The organism is Sediminicoccus sp. KRV36, from assembly GCF_023243115.1.
Classification (GTDB): domain Bacteria; phylum Pseudomonadota; class Alphaproteobacteria; order Acetobacterales; family Acetobacteraceae; genus Roseococcus.
The window spans coordinates 4,719,094-4,744,165 of sequence record NZ_CP085081.1; the positions used below are offsets into that span (position 1 = coordinate 4,719,094).

At 70.2% G+C, this 25,072-nt stretch carries 17 protein-coding genes; 9 read left to right on the forward strand and 8 right to left on the reverse strand.

What is annotated here, in order from left to right:
* Positions 1 to 3: 3 nt before the first annotated feature.
* From LHU95_RS22465 to LHU95_RS22485, 5 genes are all read right to left on the reverse strand, one after another.
* The gene (locus LHU95_RS22465; RefSeq protein WP_248709182.1) at positions 4 to 4,227 is read right to left on the reverse strand and encodes a glycosyltransferase; all 4,224 of its coding nucleotides are present in this window, start codon (positions 4,225 to 4,227) and stop codon (positions 4 to 6) included.
* A 54-nt stretch (positions 4,228 to 4,281) separates the two neighbouring features.
* Positions 4,282 to 6,549 carry a glycosyltransferase family 9 protein gene (locus LHU95_RS22470; protein ID WP_248709183.1) on the reverse strand — a complete coding sequence of 756 codons (2,268 nt, stop codon included), beginning with the start codon at positions 6,547 to 6,549 and terminating at the stop codon, positions 4,282 to 4,284.
* A 62-nt stretch (positions 6,550 to 6,611) separates the two neighbouring features.
* Positions 6,612 to 7,808 (reverse strand): tetratricopeptide repeat protein, encoded by a 1,197-nt coding sequence (locus tag LHU95_RS22475; RefSeq protein ID WP_248709184.1) that lies wholly within the window; start codon positions 7,806 to 7,808, stop codon positions 6,612 to 6,614.
* Positions 7,808 to 8,290, reverse strand: a complete 483-nt coding sequence (locus tag LHU95_RS22480; protein ID WP_248709185.1) for a DUF6165 family protein — start codon at positions 8,288 to 8,290, stop codon at positions 7,808 to 7,810. The genes LHU95_RS22475 and LHU95_RS22480 overlap by 1 nt, the downstream gene beginning before the upstream one ends.
* Positions 8,291 to 8,416: 126 nt before the next feature.
* Complete coding sequence (locus LHU95_RS22485) at positions 8,417 to 9,763, reverse strand: Hpt domain-containing protein (RefSeq protein ID WP_248709186.1); 1,347 nt, start codon at positions 9,761 to 9,763, stop codon at positions 8,417 to 8,419.
* A 231-nt stretch (positions 9,764 to 9,994) separates the two neighbouring features.
* On the opposite strand from LHU95_RS22485, the gene LHU95_RS22490 reads away from it, so the two are divergent.
* The 5 genes from LHU95_RS22490 (at position 9,995) to mmsB (ending at position 15,371) form a co-directional block, all read left to right on the forward strand.
* A complete protein-coding gene (locus LHU95_RS22490; RefSeq protein ID WP_248709187.1) occupies positions 9,995 to 11,212 on the forward strand; it encodes an NADP-dependent isocitrate dehydrogenase in 1,218 nt (405 codons plus the stop codon).
* 89 nt (positions 11,213 to 11,301) lie between these two features.
* On the forward strand, positions 11,302 to 11,895 hold the full coding sequence (locus LHU95_RS22495) for a 2-hydroxychromene-2-carboxylate isomerase (RefSeq protein WP_248709188.1): 594 nt from the start codon (positions 11,302 to 11,304) through the stop codon (positions 11,893 to 11,895).
* Complete coding sequence (locus LHU95_RS22500) at positions 11,892 to 12,572, forward strand: DUF599 domain-containing protein (protein WP_248709189.1); 681 nt, start codon at positions 11,892 to 11,894, stop codon at positions 12,570 to 12,572. Before LHU95_RS22495 ends, LHU95_RS22500 begins: the two co-directional genes overlap by 4 nt.
* Positions 12,573 to 12,577: 5 nt before the next feature.
* On the forward strand, positions 12,578 to 14,134 hold the full coding sequence (locus LHU95_RS22505; protein ID WP_248709190.1) for an alkaline phosphatase D family protein: 1,557 nt from the start codon (positions 12,578 to 12,580) through the stop codon (positions 14,132 to 14,134).
* 364 nt (positions 14,135 to 14,498) lie between these two features.
* Entirely contained in the window at positions 14,499 to 15,371 is an 873-nt protein-coding gene (gene mmsB / locus LHU95_RS22510; RefSeq protein WP_248709191.1) for a 3-hydroxyisobutyrate dehydrogenase, read from the forward strand.
* A 131-nt stretch (positions 15,372 to 15,502) separates the two neighbouring features.
* Here mmsB and LHU95_RS22515 read toward each other — a convergent pair whose 3' ends face one another.
* Positions 15,503 to 15,835, reverse strand: a complete 333-nt coding sequence (locus LHU95_RS22515; protein ID WP_248709192.1) for a hypothetical protein — start codon at positions 15,833 to 15,835, stop codon at positions 15,503 to 15,505.
* 124 nt (positions 15,836 to 15,959) lie between these two features.
* Between LHU95_RS22515 and LHU95_RS22520 the strand changes: the two genes are divergently transcribed.
* The 4 genes from LHU95_RS22520 to LHU95_RS22535 all read left to right on the forward strand — a co-directional run bounded on the left by LHU95_RS22520 (position 15,960) and on the right by LHU95_RS22535 (position 20,173).
* The gene (locus LHU95_RS22520; protein WP_248709193.1) at positions 15,960 to 16,976 is read left to right on the forward strand and encodes an ABC transporter substrate-binding protein; all 1,017 of its coding nucleotides are present in this window, start codon (positions 15,960 to 15,962) and stop codon (positions 16,974 to 16,976) included.
* Positions 16,977 to 17,207: 231 nt separating this feature from the next.
* On the forward strand, positions 17,208 to 17,972 hold the full coding sequence (locus LHU95_RS22525) for an ABC transporter ATP-binding protein (RefSeq protein WP_248709194.1): 765 nt from the start codon (positions 17,208 to 17,210) through the stop codon (positions 17,970 to 17,972).
* Positions 17,969 to 18,739, forward strand: coding sequence for an ABC transporter permease (locus LHU95_RS22530; RefSeq protein ID WP_248709195.1), 771 nt, complete (start codon positions 17,969 to 17,971; stop codon positions 18,737 to 18,739). The genes LHU95_RS22525 and LHU95_RS22530 overlap by 4 nt, the downstream gene beginning before the upstream one ends.
* Before the next feature lie 72 nt (positions 18,740 to 18,811).
* Positions 18,812 to 20,173 carry a cytosine deaminase gene (locus LHU95_RS22535; RefSeq protein WP_248709196.1) on the forward strand — a complete coding sequence of 454 codons (1,362 nt, stop codon included), beginning with the start codon at positions 18,812 to 18,814 and terminating at the stop codon, positions 20,171 to 20,173.
* A gap of 125 nt (positions 20,174 to 20,298) precedes the next feature.
* On the opposite strand, the gene LHU95_RS22540 is transcribed toward LHU95_RS22535, so the two are convergent.
* Both LHU95_RS22540 and LHU95_RS22545 read right to left on the reverse strand, forming a co-directional pair.
* Positions 20,299 to 21,036 (reverse strand): GDSL-type esterase/lipase family protein, encoded by a 738-nt coding sequence (locus tag LHU95_RS22540; RefSeq protein ID WP_248709197.1) that lies wholly within the window; start codon positions 21,034 to 21,036, stop codon positions 20,299 to 20,301.
* Between the two features lie 171 nt (positions 21,037 to 21,207).
* Positions 21,208 to 25,035 carry a cellulose biosynthesis protein BcsC gene (locus LHU95_RS22545; RefSeq protein ID WP_248709198.1) on the reverse strand — a complete coding sequence of 1,276 codons (3,828 nt, stop codon included), beginning with the start codon at positions 25,033 to 25,035 and terminating at the stop codon, positions 21,208 to 21,210.
* Between the last annotated feature and the right edge of the window lie 37 nt (positions 25,036 to 25,072).

Genomic DNA, 25,072 nt, shown 5'->3' on the forward strand with positions numbered 1-25,072 from the left:
GGCTCATGCCTCCCGGCTGGGGGCTGGGCGCGCCGCCGCGCCCAGCCGCGCATGCAGGGCGGCGCATGCGGCGGCCGCTGCCATCAGGCCGGCCCAGCGCCCCTCACCCTGCGACCAGGCCTGCACCGCCGCGGCGCGCGCGGCATGGCCCTCGATATCCGCCGCGATCCGCAGCAGCGCCTTGTGGATGGCCTGGGGTGTGGCATCCGCCAGGACCCAGCCGCCGCCGGTCTGCCGGATGGCGGCCGCGGCCGCGCCGCCTTCCAGCGTGAGGACCGGCAAGCCGGCGGACCAGAGCATGGGCAGCGCCGCCTCAACCTCTGGCGAGAGGATGGCGGCCAGATGGGCGGGCGGCAGCGGTACAGCGGGCTGCGCCTCACGCATCCGCAGGATCTCCAGCCGCTCCTTCGCGTCCAGCGCGCTCGCCTCGCGCTGGAGCCTGGCCAGGTTCGCATCATCGCCGACCACCAGCACGCGCAGTGGCTCGCCCGGCCGTGGTGCTGGCGGCGTGACCGGGGCAGCCTGGTTGGGGGCGCCAAGCACATGGAACCGGCGCTCATCCAGGGCCGGAAAAATCCGCAGGACACTGTCCCGCGCCGCATCGGAGGGCAGCAGCAAGGCATCGCATTGCGCCAGCACCGGGCCGAGCATGGCGCGCCAGTTATGCACCCAGCGGTCGCGCAGCGGCGGCACCGCGTCGCGCGGCCAGAAGGCCGGCTGGCAATCCCCGGCGCCGGCCGTGCAGAGCCCGCCGCAGGCCTGCATCTGCGCGTCCAGCAAAGCGGCATTGGGGCAGACCGGATAGAAATCCCGCAGCGCCAGCACCACCGGCAGCTCCAGCAGCCGCGCCCGCTCGACCAGGCCCAGGCTGTGGCCGGCGATATGCCGGATATGCAGGCCTTCCACCGCCTCGCCCTGCATCCATTCCGTGACCACCGCATCCATCTCGGCCGAGCGATGATCGAGCACGCCGAGCGGATGCCGCAGCCGATGCGTCGCGAGCAGCGCCTCCGCCCCGGCCGTAAGGCGCGAGAGCTGCATCTCGCGGCCGGTGCAGCGCAGCAGCAGCGGCTCGCACACGGCATCCAGCGCCGCGATGAAGGCGAGCTCCGCCGCCTCCAGATCCGGATCGGGCAGCCCCAGCGCGAAGAGCCATCGCGGCCGGGGCCGCGCCCCGCCCGCCAGGGCATCACGCGTGGTGATGGCCAGGCGGTGCGACAGGGTCAGCCAGGCAGGGTCCGCCAGCGCCGCCTCGCGCAGGCGCGGCCATTCCGCGTAGCGGTGGCCCAGCAGCGCCTCCTGCGTCGGGGAAGCCAAGGGGGCGGTGACGCCCATCAGGCAGCCATCCTCGATGCCATGCGCATAGCCCAGGTAGCGGGCGCGCAGGGACCAATCCGCCTGCCAGCCATCATCGTCCGGGAAGCCCGCCGCATCGAAGGCGCCCACCTCGTCCAGGGCGGCGCGGCGCAGATACAGGCAGGCCCCCTGCATGGCCGGCATGCCGGGCAGCAGCCCGCCGGCGGCCTGCGCCACCAGGCGCTGCGCATCCTCGGCACCCCATTCCTGCCAGAGCGGTGCGGCGCGATGCGCGATCTCGGGCGGCAGGGCGCTGACGCTGGCCAGACTGTCACCCGCCAGCGCCGCGAAAACCAGGCGCTGCAACCAGCGCGGCCCGGGCGCAGCCTCGGGCATCAGCAGGACCACGTCATCGCGGCCCGCCGCCGCGATGCCGCGGTTGCAGGCCGCCGCCCGCCCGCCCTCGGCGCGGAGCACGCAAGCCGGGTCATGGGCCGCGATCAGCGCGGTCATGGCCGGGCTGGTGCAGCCGTGATCCACCAGGAAAACACGGGCGGAGGCCGGCCCATGCGCCCGCAGCGCCGCGAGGCAGCGCGCGGCCTCGGCATCGCCATCACGCAGCGGCACGATGACGCTGACACCCGGCCGGCGTTCACGCAGCCCCAGCGTCGCGCGCAGCGCCCGCGCCGGATCCATCACGCGGCGCGGCAGGCCGGTGAGGCGCATGGGCGGCCCCAGGCGCTGCCCGGTCAACCGGCCGCGCAGCTCGACCACATCGCCTTCCGTGGTGGTCGTGAGCAGCAGGCGCGTCTCGAATTCGCCCCGGGCGGTGAGGAATTGATAGGCCTCCCCATTCACCAGGAGTTCCAGCGGGACCCCTTGCTCCGGTTGTCCGGCCAGGGCCGCCCAGCCGCGGATGCGCTCCACCGTGGCTTCGCGCAGCCCGCCCTCCTCCCGCACGGGATGGATGCGGAGTTCGCGGCGGTCCAGCAGGGTATCGCCACTGAGCAGCAGCGCCTCGACGCGCCCGCCATCCGCCCAGCCGGCCTCATGCAGCAGGCTGGCGAGTTCGGCCGGCGGCAGCCAGAGCCGCGCCTCGCCGGCGGGCCCGGCCAGAGCGCGGGGGGCGGCGGTCAGGCTGCGCCCGGACCGGTGCAGCAGGATGCGCCCCGGGGCCACGCCCTCGGCGAATTGCGCGAGTAACCCCTCGCCCTCCAGCCATTGGCCACCGCTGGGTGATGCGACGGGTTCAGGCAGGGTGAAGCGCACGGGCGCGCCGCCGCCCGCCAGCTGCAGCGTCGCATAGAGCGCCGCACCCGGCTCGACGACGGGATCAAGCCCGCCATGCCAGGCCATGAATTCGAGCTGCGCCTTGGCGCGGATGCGCTTGGTCAGCAGCAGGTGCATCTCGAGGCTGACGGGCGAGGCGCCTTGCGTCACGCCGAGCCACAGCAGGGTCCGGTTCTCCCGCGGGCCCAGTTCGGCCGCCTGCAAGCCGAGGCCGAATGGCAGGCACAGGCCAGGCGGGAGGGGATCGGGGAGGGATTGCGGCGGCAGCGGAAGGATCACACGGACATCCTTCTCGCAACGCGACGGGTCCAGCTGGATGATCCCGCGCGTGGCATCCTCGATGGTGATCACGCAGGCCTGGGCATCCGCCGCCGAGCGAAACACCACGCTGGCTTCGCCGATGAGCGGCCGCACACGGCGGCGCTGGGCGGGGCCGGGTTGGGCGGGGCCGGGCAAGAGGGGGCTGGGCAAGGGGGGGCCAGGCCGCTCGGGCGCGGATGGGGCGGCCGGGGTTGCCGCTGGGGGTGGGGCCGGTGCGAGCCCAGGCTGCGACGCTTCCGCCTGTGGCGAGGCCATGCGGGCCTGCTCGGATGACCATGCCGTATCGGCGAACGCGCCGGGTTCATCTCGCGCAGCCGCACAAGGTTCCTCAGGCACTGCCGCGCCGGGTTCCTCAGGCACTGCCGCGCCCAGTTCCTCAGGCACTGCCGCGCCCGGTTCCTCAGGCGCAGCCGCTCGATGTTCCTCGCGCGCAGCCGCGCCGGGTTCTTCAGGCGCTGCCGCGCCAGGCCGAATCAGCCCGGCCGCCGTCGAAGGGGGCACAGGCGTTGGCGCCCCGGCCAGGGCAGCCCCGGCTGCCAGCGGCGGTGTTGGCCCTGGCGGAGCGACGCCGGGCGGGGAAGGCTCGGCCCGTATGGCCGGAGCGCTGGACGCATCCGCCTCATGCGTCGCGGCTGGCGCGTGGGGCAAGGCTGCCTCGGCCGCAGCAGCGGGCGCCGTGCCGCCAGGACGCGGCGTGGCGGGCGATGCGGGCAGCGCGGCCTCCGCCCAGGAAAACGCCTCAACCAGCGGCGCTGCGTCAGCGGGCGGCGACAGGGCCGGGTCTGGCTTCGGGGCCGCCTGCGCGTCGGGCATGTCTTCGGCGGGCAAAGCGGAGGGCGCGGTTGCTGCGGCATCCAGCGTCGGGCGCAATTCCACATCCACCAGCACCGGCTGGCTGCGCGGCGCCAATTGCAGGGCGAGATACAGCGCGCCCTTCGCCTCGGGCCATTCGCCGCGCGCAAAGGACCAGTTCCATCGCCGCCCATTGGCCGCAATGGCCGGCAGGTTTTCCAGCCTGCGGGCAATGCCGAGATCATCGGCGGATGGCCCTTGCAGCAGCGCGATCCACTCGACCGGCCGCGCCTGGCTGGCTTTCTCGGCCCGCAATTCCAGCGCGATGTCGAGCTGGCCGACCATCACCCCATCCAGCTGGGCCGGCAGGGGCAGGATCAGGCGCAACGTCGCGTTGCAGGCACGGCCATCGACCAGGATGGCAGTGCCCTCCGGCGTGGCGAGCTTCGCCTGGCCGGCCCGGGCATCCGAGTCCCGCTTCCAGACCACCAGCCAATCCGAGCCCTCGATGCGATCAACGACGGCCATGCGATCCTCCGCTCTGACGGCACGCCATGGCGGGATATTCCGGCTGGTCCAGCATCATCCGATCGCTTCCCCGGCCCTCAGCCGTTCCAGCAGGGCTGCCTCCACCTGCTCCACCGTGATCTCGCTGATGCAGCGGCAGCGCAATTGCCGGAAGGCGCCGTCCGGCCCGGCCAATTCGCAGGGTGCGCAGGGCTTGTCGAGCGCGATGATGACGCTCTGCGCGCCCAGCGGGCCCCGCGTGCGCGGCGCCGTCGGCGCGAACAGCGCCACCAGCGGCAGGCCGAGCGCGTTGGCGATGTTCATCACGCCGCTGTCATTGGCCAGGAAGGCGCTGCAATCGCGCATCGCGCGGGCCATTTCCTCGACCGTGCCGCCCGTGCGGTCCTCGGTGCCGGGCACATGCTCCTCCGGCGTGCCGAAGGAGGCGACAGCGATGCCCCGGGCGAGGAGGCGCTGCGCCAGCTCCTCGAAATACGGCCAGCGCTTGGCCGCCCAGATCCCCCCCTTGGAGCCGGCATGCAGGCCCACCAGCAACCGCGGCGGCGGCACCTGGCGATGCAGCTCCCCCATCTGGCAGGCGCGCACATCCTCGGCGTCATAGGGGATGCCCAGCAGGGCCGAAGCCGACGCCAGGTTGAACTCGGCTTCATGCAGCGCGTGGGAGGCATCGAACACATCCCACTCGCGCGAATGCACGACGCGTTCGGCGCTGAATTCCGGCACGAGCGAGCCGAAGCTCTGCAACACGAAGACCAGCGCATAGCGCCGGCGCAGAACGATGTCGGTCAGCGGAAACACGTGGCGGACATGCGCGCTGTTCGCCACCACGGCCAGGGCGCCCGGCGAATCTCCCGCCACCACCACATCCACCGGCCGGCCCAGGCGGCGCGCCAGGTTGCGCAGCAGCGGCGTGGTATGGATGACATTGCCGATGCCCGAACCGACGGCCACCAGCACCGGCTGATCCAGCCCGGCGAGCAACTGCGCGAGGCGCCCCTGCTGCGCGGCGAAGCGATGGCGGTCGGCATTCTCCCGCGCGCGGCGTGACCTCTCGCGCCAGTATTCGGCATCTTCAAACAGCCGCGCCAGCTCCTCCGCCCAAAGCCCGGGTTCCTCCGGCAGGCTGACCCCGCTTTCGCGCAGCAGATAGGGCAGGTTGCCGCGATCCGAACCGATCACGGGGATGCCCTCCCGCTGCGCCTCGATCACCACGCGGCTGAAGGTCTCGACGAAGCGATAGCTCGGCACCAGCACCGCGCGGGCGCGGGCATAGAGCGGCTGCATGTCCTGCACGCGCTCCAGCACTTCCACATTCGAAAGCCCCGCATCCCGCGCCATCGCCTGCGCGCCGCCGATATCCGATTGGGTGGCAAGCGCGACGAAACGGCAGCTGGGCAAGCGCGCGGAGAGGCGCGCCGAAAGTGCCAGCATCATGCCAAAGCCCTTGTCCATCCTGGCATTGGCGAGCAGCACGACGTCCCGCGCGCCCGCATCCGGCGCTGCCATGGACGGGGCATCATCCGGCAGGGAGGGCAGCACCGTCACGCGCGGACCGAAATGCGCCTCCACCACATCCCGCGTGAATTCGGAATTGGCATAGACAGCATCGGCATCGCTCAGCAGGAATTCGAATTCGGCGCGGCGTTGGTGGCCTTGTGGGCAATGCGGGAAATAGCCGCCATGCGCGGTGGTCGGGTGGAACAGCTCACGCCAGAAATGCACGCCGAAGATGATCCGCACATCCAGGAAGCGCAGCGCCGCCGCCACCTCGAACCCCAGGCCGGAAACGACATGGATCAACCCCAGGCGCCGTTGCAGGGCGAAGCGGAACAGCGCCTCCGGCGTCTCGGCGAGGAAGGCGTAGGGAATCCCCTCCACTTCACCCGTCTCGCCCAGGCGTTCGGCGCGGGTGCCAAGGATGATCGGCCGGTAGCCGAGTGCCCGGTACAGCCGCGCCATCTGGAGCAGGAAATGCTCCACCCCGCCGAATTTCTCGACACCGAAGCGTGAGATCAGCGCCACCTCCCGGCCAGCCGCCGGGCCTGGCCGAAGCTCCGGCAAGGTCTGGCGCGGGCGATGCGCCAGCGGGTGTTGCCGCGCGAGGGCGAGCAGTGCTTCGACGGGTTCCTCGGGGGCGACCAGACCATGCGCCAGCAGCTCGCGCAGATAGGCCAGGCGCCAGATGCGCCGGGGGGGCGCGCCAGGCGCCCCTTCCCATTCCACCAGCGCCGCGCGGTCCGGCAGGTTGGGCAGCATGGCGGCTGGCTGGGCCGGATCGAACTCCACCCAATCCGCATCCAGCGCCGCGACTTGGCCGGCCAAGCGAAGATGCCCCGGCTCCGCCTGCGAGCAGGACAACGGCTCCGCCTGGGGCAGGCCCTCGCTCAACCCGTGCGGACTCCGACGAGGCTGGCCAGCGGTCCCGCATGGCGGGCTTCCAGCCAACGCTGGAGGATGCGCACCGCGAAGCCCGCGCCGCCGCGCGATGGATCGAGCGCCGCCGCGGTCTCGGCCGCTTCCAGCGCCGCTTCGATGCGGCCCAGCCGGGTCAGCAGCCTCGCCCGCTCCATATGCAGCTCCGGCTGGTCCGGCGCGCGGGCAATCGCCGCCTCCAGATGTTCCAGCGCATCGGGCAACCGCCCGGCATGCAGCACGAGATGCGCCAGGGCGCGCAGCGGGCGATGGTCTTGCGGGCGCATCGTGGCGGCGCGGTGCAGCAGCTGCTGCGCCTCCTCCGCCAGTTCCGGGCGGGGCTCCACCTGGCCATCATCGCCCTGCGCCAGCCTGGCCGCGATGCGCCCGCTTTCGAGCAGGTAGCGCGGTTCATCCGGATAGGCGGCAAGGCTGTTCTGCAGGATACGGCGCGCCTCCTCCAATTGGCCGAGATGGCCCAGGGATCGCGCCAGGAACAGCAGCGCGGTGTGCCGCTGCGGATAGCGCGCCTGAATCCACCGCAGCGCCTCCACCGCCTCCGCATGCCGGCCCAGATAGTAGAAGGCGCGGCCGCGCCAGGTGACCAGCCGGGCATCCCTCGACTTGCCGGCAAGGGACCCGCCCGTCAGGGCCAGCACCACGTTCCATTGCCGCGACTGGAAAGCCTTCTCAACCAGCGCGGCGATCTGCTCGGGCTCCAGCCGGCCGAGCAGCTTTGCGATCTCGGCATCCTCGGCTGCCGATGCTGGCCGGGGGTCGGGTGGCCCGGGCTCAGATGGCTTGGGCGGTTCGGCGGCGGCCGGCCCGTGGCGGAAAGCGAGTTCCAGGCGGCGCTGGCCATCGCCGGTGAAGAAGAGGGCGGTATTGGCGCCAGGCCGCAGCAGGCCGGGCGGCAGCGCCACGCGAAAGCCCAGCGGGGCGTGCGGCGGGATGCCTGGCGGGGCAACGGCCAAGGGAAGATTGGCGATGTGCCGGCCCAGCGCCGCTCCATTCACCTCAAGCCCGAAGATGACGGGCCAAAGCGGGCGCGAAGGGTCCTGCAACCAGCCGCCCAGTGCCGCGCCCTCGGTGACTTGCACCCCGCCCAGCAGGGCAGCGTCCTGCGCGGCACCCAGGGGTGGCGCCCATGCTCCGGGAGCTTCAGCCATCATGCCGCTCCCCCATAGGATTTCACTTCCACGACCTGCGAGCCGAACAGCGCATTCAGCCGCGCCTTGATCGCCGCACGCTCGTCATTGCGGGTGTAGACCGCGCGTGCGAGGGCGATGAAGCCAGGGCCGAAATCCTGCCGCACGTCATGCGCGCGGATGTCATCCTCAATCTCCCAGAGCTGGCGATTGACCGCGGCCAGCGCCGCCATGCCCGCCCGGATGTCGGGCCCATCCCGGTGGCGCAGCGCCGCATCCAGAAGTTCAAGCAGCATCGCAAGCTCCGTCGCCACCAGGGCCTGCTTGGCCGCATCGCGGATGAAGCACGCCTTCAGCCGCAGGATGCTCACCTTGTCCACCAGCTCGCCAAAGGAGACGGGCGCCCAAATCTCGAAGCGGCCGGGGCTGCCCGGGGCCTCTGCGGCCTGGCCAGCCAACCCCTGGTCTGCCGCCCCCTCGCCTGCCGAAGTGGAGCCCGTCAAGAATCCACCCTTCCATCCTGCCCGCGTGCCGCGCCGGTCCTGGTGGTGACCCGGCCCGCCCGCTCCCGTGCGATCATGCGCCGCTTTCCTCTGCGTCAGCGAAGCTTCCGCCATCGGCGCGGTGGGTCAAGCGGCCTCGCTGCCGAGCTGCCGCAGCGCAATCGCGAATTCCCGCTCGAAACCGGCCAGCGCCGCCTCCATCCCGGGCGAATCCTCCGCCTGGGCAGCGCGCTCCACCTGCTCCAGCGCGGGCACCAGCGCCGAAAGGCCGAAATTGGCGGCAAGGCCACGCAGGGCATGCGCCATCAGCCGCGTGGCCCCCCCATCCCCCGCGCGCACACCGCTGCGCAATTGCGGGGCGAGGGCCAGCATTTCCTCCCGGCAGAGGTTGCGCGCCTCCGCCAGCCCCGGCGCCGGGAGATCGGCCTGGGCTTCAAAGAGCCGGCTGCCATCGGCCATGGTGATGGCGCGGATGCGCGGGCGATTGCCAGGGCCGCGCCGGCCATTGTCGTTCTTGGCGGAACGCACATCGAGGTGCCGCGTCAGCATGCCCAGCGGCAGGTCCCGCCGCAGCGTCTCGGGCGGGAGGAGGGCGGCGAAGGCTTCGTTCCAGGCAAAGAGCTTGCCCTCCGGGTCCACCAGCGCCACCGGATTGGGCCAGGCCTCGATCAGCGCGGCCTCACGCCGCTCGGCCGCCACGCGCTCCGTCTGGGAGAGGCGCATGCGGGCCTCGTTCACGCTGAGCTGCGCCGCATGCCGCGCGAGGCTGCCGCGCAGCGCGGTGAGCTTGAGCTCCACGCGGTCGGTCCGCTCCAGATGCTTGCGAAAGATGAAGCCCAGCGTGCCCAGTCCGAACAGCGGGATCAGCCAGACCGCCCAGGACATGGCCTCGGGCGAGGCGCTGCCATCCACCCGCAGCGCGCCCTCACGCACCCAAAGGCTGGCATGCACATCGCCCGGCGTGCCGCTGGCGGCCAGTTCCGTGCCGAGGCCGGTGACCAGGCGCAGCGCGGCCCCCGCTGGCGGCGCCAGCAGCGCTTCCAGCAGCGCGACCGGGATGCGCAGCATGGGGGTCGGCGCGCCCGGCTGCGGCGGAACGAGGAAGGCCAGCACCTCACGCGGGCCGGTCGTGGTGCGGGGCAGCGGCCAGAAGCGAAGCTGTCCGGGCTCGGCACCGCTCAGCGTCGCGGTCACATCGGGCGGCAGGGCGGCGATGGCGACGCCCGGCAGGGCCCGCGCCTCGCGCTGGGCGGCCAGCAGCCGCCCCTCCACCAGCTGCAGCTCATCCTTCACGGCCAGGGCGGCGCGCGCGGAAGCCTGGGTGGCCGTCGTCAGGGCCGCCTGGCGCAGCCCATGCGTGCCATCCTCGATCAGCACCCAGCTCGCGACCAGCAGGGTCGTGACGAGGACCATGAAGGCGATGGAGGAGCGGTGCAGCAAGGACTGGAACAGCGCGCGGCCCGGCATGGCCATGGCTGAGAAACCCCGAGAACGTTTCATGGCAATAAACAGCCACGCGAAGGGTGCCGCAAGCTCCATCTTGCCGCGGCCCGCTTTGCGCCGATCGGCCGGTTTGCCGCGAAGATCGGGGCGCGGGCTTGTCCGGGGCCGGCCCGGGTGCGATTGTGCGTATCGCATCGCAACATCACGTCAGACCGTCCGCGCCGCATGGCATCAAGGGGCGGCGCAGAGGGTATTGAGGACATGGCAAAGATCAAGGTGAAAAACCCCGTCGTCGAGATGGACGGGGATGAGATGACGCGCATCATCTGGGGGTTCATCAAGGACCGCCTGATCCTGCCCTACCTCGATGTGGACCTGAAGTATTACGACCTCGGCATCGAATACCGCGACCAGACGGATGACCAGGTGACGGTGGATGCGGCCAACGCCACCAAGCAGTATGGCGTCGCCGTGAAATGCGCGACCATCACGCCGGATGAAGCGCGCGTCGCCGAATTCGGCCTGAAGAAGATGTGGCGCAGCCCGAACGGGACGATCCGCAACATCCTGGACGGCACGATCTTCCGCGAGCCGATCATCTGCCAGAACGTGCCGCGCCTGGTGCCGCATTGGTCCAAGCCCATCGTCGTCGGCCGCCATGCCTTCGGCGACATCTATCGTTCGGTCGAGGCCAAGATCCCCGGTGCGGGCCGCGTCAGCATGACCTACACTCCCGCCGATGGCAGCGCGCCGGTCGAGATGGGCGGTTTCGACTTCCCGGCCAGCGGCGGTGTGGCGATGGGGATGCACAACCTCAACGCCTCGATCGAGGGCTTTGCCCGCGCCAGCCTGAATTACGGCCTGGCCCGCGGCTACTCAGTGTATTTCAGCCACAAGAACACGATCCTGAAGGCCTATGACGGCTCCTTCAAGGACATCTTCCGCCACGTCTATGACACCGAGTTCAAGAGCCGCTTCGAAGCCGCCGGCCTGACCTATGAGGACCGCCTGATTGATGACATGGTGGCCTCCGCCCTCAAGTGGGAAGGCGGCTATGTCTGGGCCTGCAAGAACTACGATGGCGACGTGCAGTCGGATATCGTGGCGCAGGGCTTCGGCTCGCTCGGGCTGATGACCTCCGTGCTGCTCTCCCCCGATGGCAACACGGTGGAATCCGAAGCGGCGCACGGCACCGTCACGCGCCATTACCGCGAGCACCAGAAGGGCCGCGAGACCAGCACCAACCCGATCGCCAGCATCTTCGCCTGGACGCGCGGCCTCGCCTATCGCGGCAAGTTCGACGGCACGCCGGATGTGACCGCCTTCGCCGAGACGCTGGAGAAGGTTTGCGTCGCGACCGTCGAGGGCGGGCAGATGACGAAGGATCTCGCGGTGCTGATCGGCAAGGACCAGCCCTATCTCTCGACCCAGGCCTTCCTCGCCGCACTGGATGAGAACCTGAAGAAGGCCATGGTCTGAACCAGGCATCCTGGTCCAAGGTGACAGGGGAGGGCGCCGCGAGGCCCCTCCCCTTTTTCGTTTCCCCCTTCCGGTGAAGGAACCGCCCGATGCATGTGGATTACTATGGCTCGCTGAATTCGCCCTGGACCTATCTGGGCTCCACGCGGATCGAGGCGATGTGCGCCGCGCATGGCGCCACGCTGAAGCTCTGGCCGGTGGATTTCGGGCTGATCTTCCCGGCATCCGGTGGCTTGCCGCTGCCCAAGCGCTCGCCACAGCGCCAGGCCTACCGGATGATGGAGCTGCGCCGCTGGCGGGCGGCGACGGGCATGCCGCTCACGCTGGAACCCAGGCATTTTCCCTTCCCGGAAGCGACACTGGCCCAGGCCGTGATCGCGCTGCGCGAGACGGTTGGCGACGCGCCGGCCATTCGCCTGGCGCACCGCATCATGACGGCACTCTGGGCCGAGGATCGTGATCCGGTGGCGGATTTCGCCGCCCTCGCCGCTGAATGCGGGCAGGATGGCGTGGCGCTGCTGGCGCTGGGCGCTGACCCGCAATGGGCCGCCATGCGCCAGGCGGATAGCGAGGCCGCACTGGCGCGCGGCGTGTTCGGCGCCCCCTCCTTCGTGATCGAGGGCGAGATCTTCTGGGGCCAGGACCGGCTGGATTTCGTGGAAAAGAAGCTCGCCGGCGGATGATCGCCGGGCTGTTCTCCACGCTGGATGTCGTCGCACTGGCCATCTTCCTGGCCTGCTGGGCCGGCTACACGGCGGTGGTGGACCGCGTGCCCTCCATCCAGTCCCGCTCGGTCATCGCGGCGATGGATGAGCATCGCCGGCGCTGGATGATCGCGCTGCTGAACCGCGAAAATCGCATCAGCGATACGGCGATCATCGGCAATCTGATGAACAGCACGGGCTTCCTGGCCAATACCTCCATCTTCATCCTGGCGGGGCTGGTGGCCCTGCTCGGCTCGCCTGATCTCGGGCGGCGCGTGCTCTCGGCCCTGCCCTTCGCCGAAGCGCCGGCCAGTGACATCGCGTGGGAGTTGCGGGTGGCGCTGCTGGTCTTCATCTTCGTGCGCGCCTTCTTCGAGCTGACCTGGGCGCTGCGCCAGTTCAACTATTGCTCCATCGTCGTGGGCGGCATCGGCATGGGTGCGGATTTCACGCCCCAGGCCGAGATGGCGGCCAAGGTGGCCAATCGTGCGGCGCGGCATTTCAACACGGGCCTGCGCGCCTATTACTTCGGCCTGGCGGCGCTGGCCTGGATCGTGCACCCGCTGGCGCTGATCCTGGCCTCGCTCATGGTGCTGCGGGAGTTGCACCGGAGGGAATTCCGCTCGGTGGTGCGCGATGTACTGACGGAGGGATAGGGCCCATGGATAGCGCCAACCGCCACATCCTCGGCCTGGCGCGGCGCGGCTTGCTGCGCGGTGCGGCGGGGCTGGCCGCCCTGGCCTTCGCCGCGCCGCCACGCGCGCGCGCCCAGGCGCCCGGCAATCCCTTCACGCTGGGCGTGGCCTCGGGCGATCCATGGCCGGAGAGCGTCGTGCTCTGGACGCGCCTCGCCCCCGCGCCGTTGCAGGAAGGCGGCGGCATGGCGCCGCTGCCCGTCACCCTGCGCTGGGAAGTGGCGGCCGATGCGCGGATGGCGCGGCTGCTGCAATCGGGCGAAGTGGTGGCCCGGCCGGAGGAGGCGCATTCGGTCCATCTGGTGCTGACCGGCCTTGATCCCGCGCGGACGTATTTCTACCGGTTTCGCCTGGGCGCGCATGCCAGCCCCATCGGCCGCACCCGCACCGCGCCGGCGCCGGGCACGGATACAGATATCCGCTTCATCAATGCCGGCTGCCAGCATTACGAGCACGGCTACTTCACCGCCTGGCGGCATGCGGCCGAGGAGGAGGTGGATTTCGTCTTCCACTATGGCGATGCCATCTACGAATATGCCGGCCGCCAACCGGGGGACCGTGGCTGGGGGCCCATCATCCGCACGCATCACGGCGCCGAGACGCTGACGCTGGAGGATTACCGCGCCCGCTACGCGCAATACCGCACCGACCCCGACCTGGCCGCCGCCCATGCGGCCCACCCCTTCATCGTCAGCTATGATGATCATGAGGTGGAGAACAACTGGGCCGGCCTGGTCAGCCAGCGGGATGGCGGCACGCGCTTCCCGATGGCGACCCCGCCCGAGGTCTTCGCCCTGCGTGCCGCCGCCGCCTTCCAGGCCTGGTATGAGCATATGCCGGTGCGCCCCTCCGCCCGGCCACGCGGCACGGAGATCATCGCATACCGGCATCTGCGCTTCGGCCGGCGGCTTGATCTGCGCGTGCTGGACACGCGCCGCTTCCGCGACGACCAGCCCTGCGGCGATGGCGTGGTCACGCCCTGCGCCGCCGTGGCGCGGGCGGATGCGCAGATGCTGGGCCACGTGCAGGAAGCCTGGCTGCGCGAGGGGCTGCGCAGCGCGGAGGCCAGCTGGCAGGTGCTGGCGCAGCAGGTCTTCTTCGCACCTCGCCGCTTTCCGCGCGGCACCCTCAGCATGGACAGCTGGGATGGCTATCCCGCCGCGCGCCAACGCGTGCTGGACATGTTTGGCGAAGGCCGCGCGGGGGGCGGGGTGATCCTGACCGGAGACGTCCATCGCGCCTGGGCCAATGAGGTGGGCGGCCTCGCGGAATTCGTCGGCACCTCCATCACCAGCGAGGGCGATGGCAGCGAGGTTCAGGCGACCGCGCCGGAGATCATGGCCGGCAATCCGCATCTGAAATTCAACAGCAACCGGCGCGGCTATACGCTGCACATCGCCGAACGCGACCAGCTGCACGCGATCTATCGCGCCGTGGGCTTCGTGCAGCAGCCGGATGCCCCGCGCAGCACCGCCGGGCATTTCGTCACGCAGCGGCGGGGCGGCGGGGTGGTGCCGGGCTGACGCGGTGCGCCGCGGGGTGAAGCCGGCACCCGGGCGCAGCCCTTCGGCGCGCGGGCCGATCTGGCTGGCGGCTGCGCGTGACCGGGCCCTGGGCGATTTCGCCCGCGGCCATATGGCTCTGGCAGGCTGCTGAAAAAGGGCCAGGAAGCGAGAGGGCTTTGCCCTCTCGCGCTCTCCCACCAAGAAACTCAGTTTCTTGGATCTTCGATTGTCATTTGAAATCAGTATTTCAATACAGGTGCAGGAAACTGTGAAAACCACGCAGGTTTTCACCCTGTCGGGGTGCTCAGGGGCTGGCCCCTCGATGTGATCTGTAGGGTTTTCCAGCAGCCTGCTAGCTTCTGCGAAACAGGAGGAGATGGTCATGGCACGCATCGGTTTCGTCGGTCTCGGCAATATGGGCCTGCCCATGGCGCGCAACCTGGCCCGCGCCGGCCATGAGGTGCGCGGCTATGATCTCAGCGCGGCCGCCATGGATGCGGCGGCCGAAGGCGGCATCCACCGCGCGCAATCCGCCGCCGACGCCGCGCGCGGCGCTGATCTGGTCATCACCATGCTGCCCGCCGCCGCCCATGTCCGCGCCGCCTGGGCGGAAATGGCGCCAGCGGCCGAGGCGCATGCCGTGCTGGTGGATTGCTCCACCATTGATGTGCAGACCGCCCGCGCGGTCGCGGAGGGCCGCCCCATGCTGGATGCGCCCGTCTCCGGCGGGACCATGGGGGCGGAGGCGGGGACGCTCACCTTCATGGTGGGCGGTGATGCGGCCAGCTTCGCCAAGGCCAGGCCCATGCTGGAGCAGATGGGCCGCACCATCGTCCATTGCGGCGCGGCGGGTGCCGGCCAGGCGGCCAAGCTCTGCAACAACATGCTGCTGGCGATCTCGATGATCGGCACGAGCGAGGCCTTCACCCTGGCCGAGAAGCTCGGCCTCAGTCACGAGGCGCTGTTCGAGGTGGCGAGCAAATCCTCCGGCCAGTGCTGGTCCGTCACGACCTATTGCCCGGTGCCCGGGCCGGTGCCGGGCAGCCCGGCCAATCGGGGCTACAAGCCAGGCTTCGCGACGGCGCTGATGCTGAAGGATCTCGGCCTCTCGCAACAGGCGGCCGAGGCGGCGGGGGCTGCCACGCCGCTCGGCGCGGCGGCGCTGGCGCTGTATGAGCGCTTCGCGGCGGAAGGTGGGGCCGCGAGCGATTTCTCGGGCATCATCAACATGCTGCGCGAGACGCCGCGGGCCTGAGGGGGCGCGGGGCCCGGCCGCGCCTTCGCCCGGTCCCTTGAGCCGTCCCGATGCTGGCCGGGGCAGGGATGATGGCCCACACACCAGGGCTGCGCATCGGCGCCCGGCGCGGCGCAGCCCCGTGGCGCCGGTCAGAACAGCCGGTCCAGCCTGAAGCCCAGCGCCACCACCAGCCCGGCCAGGCTGGCCAGCGCATGCAGCCCAAACCCCAGCCAGGAGAGCCGCCGCGCCCAGGCCAGGCCCCGCAGGGCCAGGAAGGCGGCCAGGATCACCATGGCCTCGAAGCCCATCACGCCCAGCAGCAGGGCATCGGCTGGCGGGGCCAGGATATGCGGCAGGCGGGACGCCAGATGGCCCAGGATGAGCGCGGCGCAGGTGGCATTCAGCCCGGGCATGGCCCGCCGCCATCCCAGCGCGGCCAGATGCAGCCCCAGCGCCAGTCCCGCCACCCCGGCGAAGATCATGTTTCCCGTCATCGGCCGAGGCTGGGGCCTCGCGGTCCGGCACGCCAGATGCAATTCCGGCAAGTCTCTCTGGCGATTTCCCCTGCACCCATCACATAATCGCGGCAGCCAGAAGGAGATCGCCATGCGCACCCGTTACCGCATCCAACGCCGCGCCCTGCTGGGCGGTGGCGCCGCCTTTGCGCTGGCCGCCGTGCCCGGCGCGCGCATCGCGGTCCCGCAGAGCCTGGACCGCGTCTCCTTCCACACAAACTGGCGCGCCCAGGCCGAGCATGGCGGCTACTACCAGGCCGTCGCCGCCGGGCTGTATCGCCGCGCCGGGCTGGAGGTGGACCTCCGCCAGGGCGGCCCCAACCTCGACCCCGTGCGGCTGATGGTGGCCGGCCGTGTGGACATGATCATGTCCAACGGCTTCCAGGCGCTGACCTATGTACGTGAGAGCGTACCGGCCCTGACCATCGCCGCCATGATGCAAAAGGACCCGCAGGTCCTGATGACGCATGAGGGCAATGGCATCAACAGCTTCGAGGATATGCGCGGCAAGCCCATCCTGGTCGGCTCCGGCGGGCGGGTCACCTATTGGCCTTTCCTCAAGGCGCGCTTCGGCTTCACGGATGAGCAGGTGCGCCCCTACACCTTCAACATCCAGCCCTGGCTGGTGGACCGCATGGCCATCCAGCAGGGGTTTCTCTCCTCCGAGCCGTTATCCGCCATCCAGGCCGGCGCGCGCCCCAAGGTCTTCCTCATCGCCGATGCCGGCTATGAGAATTACCAGACCACGGTGGACATCATGCGCAGCCAGATGGAAGCCCGCCCCGATGTGGTGCAGCGCTTCATCAACGCGAGCGCCGAGGGCTGGACGCAATACATGCGCGGCCAGGACATCGCCGCCGCCAACCGCCTCATCATCCGCGACAATCCCGAGATGAATGAGGAGCGCATCGCCTATGCCATCCGCGTGATGAACGAGCAGGGGATCGTCATCTCGGGCGATGCCAACACCATGGGCGTCGGTGCGATGACCGATGCGCGGTGGGAGCGCTTCTACAACGCCATGCGCGATGCCGGGATCTACCCGGCCGGGCTGGAATTCAAGCGTGGCTATGACCTGCGCTTCGTGAACAAGCGGGTGGGACTCTGACCCCGTCCGGGGGGAGCCAGGGCGTGATCCGCGGTGTTCGGGAGGATCACTGGCGCGGGGCTGGTGACAATCGGGCAGAAGGGCCTCCGGCGGCTGGGGCCGCGGGCCCCAGACCCCATCTGTTTTCTCTCTGCATTTCATGAGTTTGACCAACGAAAGGGGTCTGGGGCCCGCGGCCCCAGCCGCCGGAGGCCGCTTCACTCCAAACAGCCGCCCCCATCAGGATCTGGCATGAACCGCGCGGCCCAAGGCGCTTCCCTGTTGCGATTGGATGGCGTCGGCAAGCGGTTCCCATCCGGTGTGACGGCGGTCGAGGATCTCCACCTCGACATCGCGCAGGGCGATTTCCTGGCTCTCCTCGGCCCGTCAGGCTGCGGCAAATCCACCTTGCTGCGGATGATCGCGGGGCTGATCGAGCCCAGCGCCGGGCGCCTCGCCTGGCAGGCCGATGTGACGGGCCAACTCGGCTTCGTGTTCCAGGAGCCCACGCTGATGCCCTGGGCCAGCGCCTTGCGCAATGTGGCCTTGCCGCTGGAACTCGCCGGCATCCCGCGCGCCGAAGCCGAGCGCCGCGCCCGCGAATCCCTGGCCCGCGTGGACCTCACCGGCTTCGAAGCCGCCTATCCGCGCATGCTCTCGGGCGGCATGAAGATGCGCGTCTCCATCGCCCGCGCCCTGGTGACCAGGCCACGCCTGCTGCTGATGGATGAGCCCTTCGCCGCCCTCGATGAAATCACGCGCCACCGCTTGAACGAAGACCTTCTACGCCTCTGGCAGGATGAGCGCTTCACGGCGATTTTCGTCACCCACTCCACCTTCGAGAGCGTGTTCCTCGCCGAGCGTATTATCGTCATGTCGCCGCGCCCGGGCCGCATCACCGAGGAATTACGCATTCCGCCCGAGGACCGCGTCACGCCGGAATTCCGAACTTCCGACATCTATGCCGCGCATTGCCGCGCCGTCTCCCACGCGCTCACCGCCGCCATGGCCGCATGAACCAGGCGCTGCGCATCGCCGCCCCCAGCCTGGTGGGCGTGCTGTTCCTGCTGGGCTGGGAATGGCTGGTGCAGGCCCGCGGCATCCCGCCCTATGTGCTGCCAGGCCCCTGGCTCATTGCGCAGACCCTGGTGCGGGACTGGACCTCGCTGCTGCCCTCGCTGGTCATCACGGCGCAGATCACCTTCGCGGCGCTCTTCGTCGCGGCCACCCTGGGCTTGGCGCTGGCCATCCTCTTCGCGCAATCGCGCGTGATCGAGATGTCGCTCTACCCCTATGCGGTGATCCTGCAGGTGACGCCCATCGTCGCCATCGCGCCGCTGATCATCATCTGGGCGGATAATCTCTGGCTGGCGCTGCTGATCTGCGCCTGGATCGTCGCCTTCTTCCCCATCCTCTCCAACACCACCACCGGGCTGAACAGCGTGGACCCCAATCTGCGGGACCTGTTTCGGCTGTATCGCGCCAGCCGCTGGCAGGTGCTGACGCGGCTGCAACTGCCGACGGCGCTGCCCTATTTCCTCGCGGGGCTCCGCATCTCGGGCGGGCTTTCGCTGATCGGCGCCATCGTCGCGGAATTCGTGGCGGGCACGGGCGGCTCCTCCTCGGGGCTTGCCTCGCGCATCCTGGAGACGGGGTATCAGCTGCAAATTCCGCGCATGTTTGCCGCACTGTTGCTGGTTTCGGGGTTTGGGATTCTCATCTTTCTGGCGCTGTCGCTCATCTCGCATCTGCTGCTGCGGAGGTGGCATGAGGAGAGCAAGTAAGGGACTCCGCCCCTTGGACAAGCAATCGCGCAAGGGGCGCCGCCCCTTGGACCCCGGCAAAGGACACGTCCTTTGCAATCCGCTTTGATTCCGCGGCCGGAGGGGGCGAGCTTTTGGCTGCGTGATGCGCGCGGGGCCGCCTGCCTGCTCGATGCGCCGCAGGGGCCGGTGGACCATGAGGGGCTCACACGATTTGACCTGAAGGTCGAGGACGGGCGCATCGCTGGCCTGGCACCCCTCGGCACCGCACCGCCCGAAGCGCCCAGCCTCGAGGGCGGTCAGGCCTGGCCCGCCTTCGTGGATGCCCACACCCACCTGGACAAGGGGCATATCTGGCAGCGCGCGCCCAACCCCAATGGCGATTTCGCCGGCGCCGTCAGCTCCGTCATGGCCGACAGCACAGCCCATTGGGCCGAAGCCGAGATGGAAGCCCGCGCCGATTTCGCCCTGCGCTCCGCCTTCGCCCACGGCACCACCGCCATCCGCACCCATCTGGACAGCGAAGTGCCGCTCGCGCGGATGAGCTGGCCGCTATTTGCCCGCCTGCGGGAGGCCTGGGCCGGGCGCATCACGCTGCAACTCTGCTCCATCGCGCCGATGGAGTGTCTCGTTGGCGAGGAGGGCGCGGCGCTGGCCGATCTGGTGGCCCGATCAGGCGGCGTGCTCGGCATGGTCACGCGCCTCGGTGGGGATTTCGCCGCCCCCCTGCCCGCCGATTTCCAGCCCATGCTGGACCATGTCTTCGCCCTGGCCGAAGCGCGCGGCCTCGACCTCGACCTGCATGTGGATGAAAGCGGCGAGACGGGCGCGCGCGCCCTGCGCGAAATCGCCGCCACGGCGCTGCGCCGGCGCTTCCGCGGCCAGATTCAGGTGGGGCATTGCTGCGTCCTCACCCTCCAGCCCGAGGCGCATCAGCGCGAAACCCTGGCCCTGATGGCCGAGGCCAGGATGCGCGTCGTGGTCCTGCCCATGTGCAACATGTATCTGCAGGACCGCGTGCCGGGCCGCACGCCGCGCTGGCGCGGCGTCACCCTGGTGCAGGAGATGCGCGCGGCAGGCATCCCCGTCTCCTTCGCCTCGGACAACACGCGGGACGGCTTCCACGCCTATGGCGATCTCGACATGCTGGAGGTGTATCGCGAAGCCACGCGCATCCTCCATCTCGATCACCCCTTCGGCGCCTGGCCGCGCGCCGTGACGGCCGAGCCCGCCGCCGCCATGGGGCTGGCGGCGGGCCGACTCAGCGTCGGCGCCCCGGCCGATCTGGTGCTGTTTTCCGCGCGCCACATGACGGAGCTGCTCTCCCGCCCGCAATCGGACCGCGTGGTGCTGCGCGGCGGGCGGGTCAGTGACGCGACCCTGCCCGATTGGCGGGAGCTGGACCGCTGGCTCCAGCCGGGCCCGCCATCACCTGGCGATGCGCCGGCCCGCTGAAGCCCGGTCCCTTCGCAAGGGCGCCCTGGGCCAGCGCCAACCTCTGGTTTCCCGAATGGCTTCAACCGTCTGAACGCATGAGGCTCCGGGCCCGGCGGCGGCCCATACGGCTGGTCTGGGCAGCCCTACCGCTGCAGGGCCAGCCGCAAATGCCCCTCGATGGCGGTGGAGAGGATGGCATACCCCACCAGTGTCGGATGCAGCCAATCCCGCGCGAGCCAGCTGTGAAACACGCCCTGCCCATCCAGCATCAATTGCCCGGGCTCGCTGTACAGCACACGCTGGTTGTCACCGCAGGCGGCGATCATCTGGTTCACCCGGGCGATGGGCTGGCGGATCGGATCCGTCGCGTAGATGCCGCGTGGCAGGATGCCCACCAGCACGATCCTGGCCTGGGGCGCGAGGCGTTGCAGCCGCGCGACGATCTGCCCGATGCCGACCGCCACATCCTCCGGGCGGTTGCCCAGCCCGATATTGTTGGTGCCGATCAGCAGCACGATCGCGGCGGGCTGCAGCCGGGCCGGCCAATGGCCATTCTCCAGCCGCCACAGCATCCCCTGCGTCGTATCCCCGGAAATGCCAAGATTCAGCGCCCCGCGATGCCCGTAGAATTGCTCAAACAGGTTGGGCTGCCAGTCCTGCGTGATGGAGTCGCCGATGAAGACGATCTGCGTGCGGGAGACATCCGTGCTGCGCAGCCGCGCCGTCAGGCGGTCCACCAGGCCGCGCCATTCGGCCCAGTTCGGTGCATCCGGCGTCGCCTCCCGCGGGAGGGGGCGGCCGGGCGGCGGGCTCGGGCAGGCGGCAAGCGCGGGTGCCGCGGCGAAGGCCAGAAGTAGCAACGCCAGCAGAAATCGCCGCATGGCTAGGCTCGGTCCGCTGCGCAAGGGCTTGCCGCTGCTCGGTCCGGCGCGCCGTGATCGTCGTGCATCTTCACCGATTCCCAAGGCCCGCATAAGGCAGCTGTGCGGCCCGTGCGTGCGGCCTCGCGGCATGCCCCGGCGACGCGAAGCTGCCGCGCGCGCCGGATCATCTCACCAGGTCGGGCGCGAGGCGCCGGAGGGCAGGCCAACCCATTCCGGCCGCCCGGCCCCGAAGCTCGACTGCATCGGGTCATTCACGTTGAGCGTCGGTGCGGCGGCGCCGGCATAGAGCGGCAGCAGATCCTCACGCGGGCGATCCAGGCGCCAGCGGAGGTAGAAGAGGCCGACCGTATCCTCGTAATCCCCGACCCTCTCCCACCGGCCAGCGACGCCAAGGCGAATATTCGGCGTCACCGCATATTCCAGATTGCCGAAGATCGACCCTGTGATGCCGCTGCTGCGCGTGGCCGGATTGGTGGTGGAGATCCCCGGATCGCCATTGGTGGAGGCCACCAGCTGCGACTGCAGGGCAGAATTCGTCGGGAAGAGCGGCGAGGAGGATGTCCGGTAGTTCTGGTAGCCGACCGCACCCACCGTCCGCAGCGACCAATCCCCCCACCGCGCGATGTATTCCGCCTGGAGCGAGGCGACGATGTTTTGCTGCGGGCTGAAATAGCCGCCCTGGCCAAAGGTGAAGCCGCTCAGATTCTTGTCGAAGCCGAAATACCGCAGGTCCACGCCCATGGTCAGCTGCTGGTTCTGCTGGCGCATGACGGCGTAATAGGCGCCGATGCCGGCATCCACGCGGTTATTCGCAAGGACATTGTCACCGCGATAGGTGTTGTAGCCCGCGCCCGCATAGGTGCCAAAGCGATCCGACGGCGCCCATTCCAGCTGGAAGCGCCCGCCCGTCCGGATCACGCCGCCCCAGCGCGACGTCACGGCCGAATCACGCTGCCCGGCATAGGAGAGCAGGCTGTCCGTCACGGCCCGCCGCTCCATCGTCAGGCGCATGCGCAGCTGTTCGTTGATGCGGGGCACCACCTCGGCGCCGCCCACCACATTGGTGCGGGCGAAGCCCAGCGGGGTCGTTCCGATATCGGCGCGCATATTGGGGCGCAGATAGGCGGCGCGCAGCGCCAGGCCCTCGATGGATTCGCGCGGCTGGCGGTAATTATCCGGCGTGGTCAGCGCGTTCTGGGCAAAGAGGCGGCCCACCTGGCTGTTGGAACTCATATTGCCCGTATTGAGGGACACCGCATCCAGCCCCACGACAACGCGCCCGCCCACGCCGCCGCGCATCGGCGTGCTGACTTCGGTGGGGGCGGTGATGTTGGTCAGCCGCGACAGCCCGGCATCGCCGCTGCGGTAGCCGATATAGGCGCCGGTCTGCAGCCAGGTCGCGGCTTCATCGCGCGCGCGGATCAGCTCCTGGGCGATCTGCGCCGTCAGTGGATCATGCAGCTGCGGCGGGCCCGGCCCGCCGCGCGTCGGGTTCAGGGCTTGCTGCGTCAGGCTGGCTTCGGCCAGCTGGCCGCTGGCGCGCAGATGCTCCAGGCGGCGGGCACCGGCCGATTCCACCAGGCGCAGGCTGCGCACGAAATCGCTGCGGGCCCGGGCGACGCGCGCCTCGGCCAAGGTCACCTGGATTTCGCCGGGGTAGAGGAAGGCGGTCTCGGTGATCAGCGCATCCGCCTCACGCGGGCGGTTCTCGGCCAGGGCCAGATCCACCTTGGCCAGCCGGGCCGCGAGGTTGCGCGGATCGCGCTCCAGCACGGCATCCACCAATTGCCGCGCCTCGGCCGTGCGGTTGGTGGCGACGTAGAGGCGCACCAGCGCCATGTTCAGCGGCACGCTGTTCGGGGCCGCAGCCAGCGCCGGGGCGAGGACCTGGTAGCCCTGTTCCGGCGCGCGGCGCAGCGCCAGCGCATCGGCCTGCTGCACGGCGCCGCCTTCCATGACGGCCGCCAATTCGCGGCGGGTTTCCGCCGGCAGGTTGCGATCGGCCAGCAGCGGCGTGGCAAGGGCCGTCGCATCCTCCAGCCGATTGGCGTCCAGCAGCGCCGATGCCAGCGCGATCCGGTCGGCGGCGCTGGTATTGGGGTTGGCGGCCAGGGCGGCGCGGGCGGCCATGCCGGCCCGCAGCGGATCATTCAACCGGCCAAAGGCCCGCACCGTGGCCGGCCCCACCGTGAAGGAGGGGTCGCGCCGGCCAGCGCCGGCCAGCAGCGCATCGGCCGCGCCGGGGCGGCCCTCACGCACCTGCAGCTCAATCTGGCGGATTTCGAACTCGCGCCGGCTGGCCGTCAGCAGGCGATTGGTATCGGCGTTGCGGACGCGCACGGGCACGCGCTCCAGCAGGGCCACCACGGCGCCGAAACGCTCCTCATCCAGGGCCGCCAGGGCCGCTGCGGTCGAGCCGTCGGCGCTGGTATCCTGTTCGAGCCGCGCCTGGAGTTCCCGCGCTTCCTGATCCTGGCCGAGGCTGCGCAGCTTGCGGATCGCGTCAATCATGATCCAGGGATTGCCGGGCGCGAGCGCCATGGCCTGCCGCAGCAGGGCCAGGGACTGCTCGGGATTGTTGCTCAGCGCCGCGCGGTCCCGCAGGGTGAAGGCGCGCGCGGCCAGCGCGTCACGATTGGGCGGCAGGCCCATCTCGCGCTGGAAGGCCTCGGCTTCGGCGATGCGTTCCTGGCCGATCAGCGCCAGATACAGCCCGTTCAGCGCATCCCGCTGGCGCGGACGCAGCGTGAGGGCGTTGCGGAAGCGCATCTCGGCGGCCACGAAATCCCGCCGCAGGATGGCGATCTGGCCGAGGATCAGCTCGCTATCGATCCGCTCCTGGCCGCGCGCGCTGAGGCCGCGCCGCGCCAGTGAATCGGCACGGTCAATGTCGCCGCGCTCCAGCGCGCGCCAGGCCAGCACGCTGGGGCCCTGGAAGCCGCCACCACCGCCACCGCGCCCACCGGCGCCGCCCGTGGCCCAGGGGGTCAGATCCCCCAAGGCACGGGTGAATTCCTCGGCCCGGTCGGGGGAGAGCGCATTGGCGCGCGCCAGCAATTGCCCGGCCTCGGCCATGCGGTTCTGGCTGCGGCGCAGCACCGCGAGGCCGATCACGGCCTCGGTATCATTGGGGTCCACCGAGAGCGCTTCGTTGAACTGGCGCTCGGCGTCGCCGTAGCGCCGCGCCTCGATGGCGTCCCAGCCGAAGATGCGCGCCGAAGCGCCGGGCGAAATGCTCACCTGCGAGGAGCGGAGCTTGGCTTCCAGCTCCGGGTCGCTCGGGTTCACGGCCAGATAGGCGCGGATGCGCGCCGCCGTCTCCGGCTCGTCACCCAGCCAGAGCAGCGCCTGGCGCCAGGCCAGCCGGGCGGGTTCCCGTGAGCCGCGGCGGTTGAACAATTGCTGCAGCCGGTCCACGCCCTCGGAGCGGGTTTCCTCCCGGTAGGTCAGGATCTGGCCATAGGTCAGCGCAAGACTCGCCTCGCTCGGCGAGGCCGCGACCAACCGGCCAAGCTGCTGCACCGCTTCGCGATAACCCGCTTCCGAGGAACCCGCGAGGACCTGATAGTACTCAGGCGCCAGTGCCAAGGGCACGGCGCCGTTGCGGAACAGCTGGCGGTAGCGCGCGAGGCCTTCCTCGGCGCGGCCGCTGCCCGACAAGCGCCGGGCTGCGCTGAGCACCTCCGAATTGTCGTTCATCAGGCGCAGCAATTCGTCGCCGCGGGCGAGCCTGGGGTCGTTCGGCGCCAGGCGGCGCAAGCGGTTCAGATAGCGCTGCGCAGCCTCGGGCTGGTTGCTCACCGAGGCGACTTCCACCGCGCTGGCCAGGGCTTCGATGTTGTTGGGCTCGACCACGAGGAGGCGATCGAGGGTGGTCAGGGCGCGTTCCGGCTGGCCCTGCTGCTGCCAGAAGGCGGCCTGCTCCAGCAGATTCGCCGTGGCGGCGCCGCCGGAGATGCGGGCATCAGCCCCCGCACCGGCCGCGCGCGGCTCCATCGAGGGCGCCGGGGCAAGGGCGGGCGGCAAGCCGGAA

Excerpts from the sequence above, each read along its gene's own strand:
- LHU95_RS22465 (WP_248709182.1), bottom strand. The coding sequence starts at position 4,227 with ATGGCCGTCGTTGATCGCATCGAGGGCTCGGATTGGCTGGTGGTCTGG.
- LHU95_RS22500 (WP_248709189.1), top strand. The coding sequence starts at position 11,892 with ATGATCGCCGGGCTGTTCTCCACGCTGGATGTCGTCGCACTGGCCATC.
- LHU95_RS22540 (WP_248709197.1), bottom strand. The coding sequence starts at position 21,036 with ATGCGGCGATTTCTGCTGGCGTTGCTACTTCTGGCCTTCGCCGCGGCA.
- LHU95_RS22530 (WP_248709195.1), top strand. The coding sequence starts at position 17,969 with ATGAACCAGGCGCTGCGCATCGCCGCCCCCAGCCTGGTGGGCGTGCTG.
- LHU95_RS22490 (WP_248709187.1), top strand. The coding sequence starts at position 9,995 with ATGGCAAAGATCAAGGTGAAAAACCCCGTCGTCGAGATGGACGGGGAT.
- mmsB (WP_248709191.1), top strand. The coding sequence starts at position 14,499 with ATGGCACGCATCGGTTTCGTCGGTCTCGGCAATATGGGCCTGCCCATG.
- LHU95_RS22475 (WP_248709184.1), bottom strand. The coding sequence starts at position 7,808 with ATGGCTGAAGCTCCCGGAGCATGGGCGCCACCCCTGGGTGCCGCGCAG.
- LHU95_RS22545 (WP_248709198.1), bottom strand. The coding sequence starts at position 25,035 with ATGGAGCCGCGCGCGGCCGGTGCGGGGGCTGATGCCCGCATCTCCGGC.
- LHU95_RS22495 (WP_248709188.1), top strand. The coding sequence starts at position 11,302 with ATGCATGTGGATTACTATGGCTCGCTGAATTCGCCCTGGACCTATCTG.
- LHU95_RS22515 (WP_248709192.1), bottom strand. The coding sequence starts at position 15,835 with ATGATCTTCGCCGGGGTGGCGGGACTGGCGCTGGGGCTGCATCTGGCC.
- LHU95_RS22520 (WP_248709193.1), top strand. The coding sequence starts at position 15,960 with ATGCGCACCCGTTACCGCATCCAACGCCGCGCCCTGCTGGGCGGTGGC.
- LHU95_RS22485 (WP_248709186.1), bottom strand. The coding sequence starts at position 9,763 with ATGGCCATGCCGGGCCGCGCGCTGTTCCAGTCCTTGCTGCACCGCTCC.
- LHU95_RS22505 (WP_248709190.1), top strand. The coding sequence starts at position 12,578 with ATGGATAGCGCCAACCGCCACATCCTCGGCCTGGCGCGGCGCGGCTTG.
- LHU95_RS22525 (WP_248709194.1), top strand. The coding sequence starts at position 17,208 with ATGAACCGCGCGGCCCAAGGCGCTTCCCTGTTGCGATTGGATGGCGTC.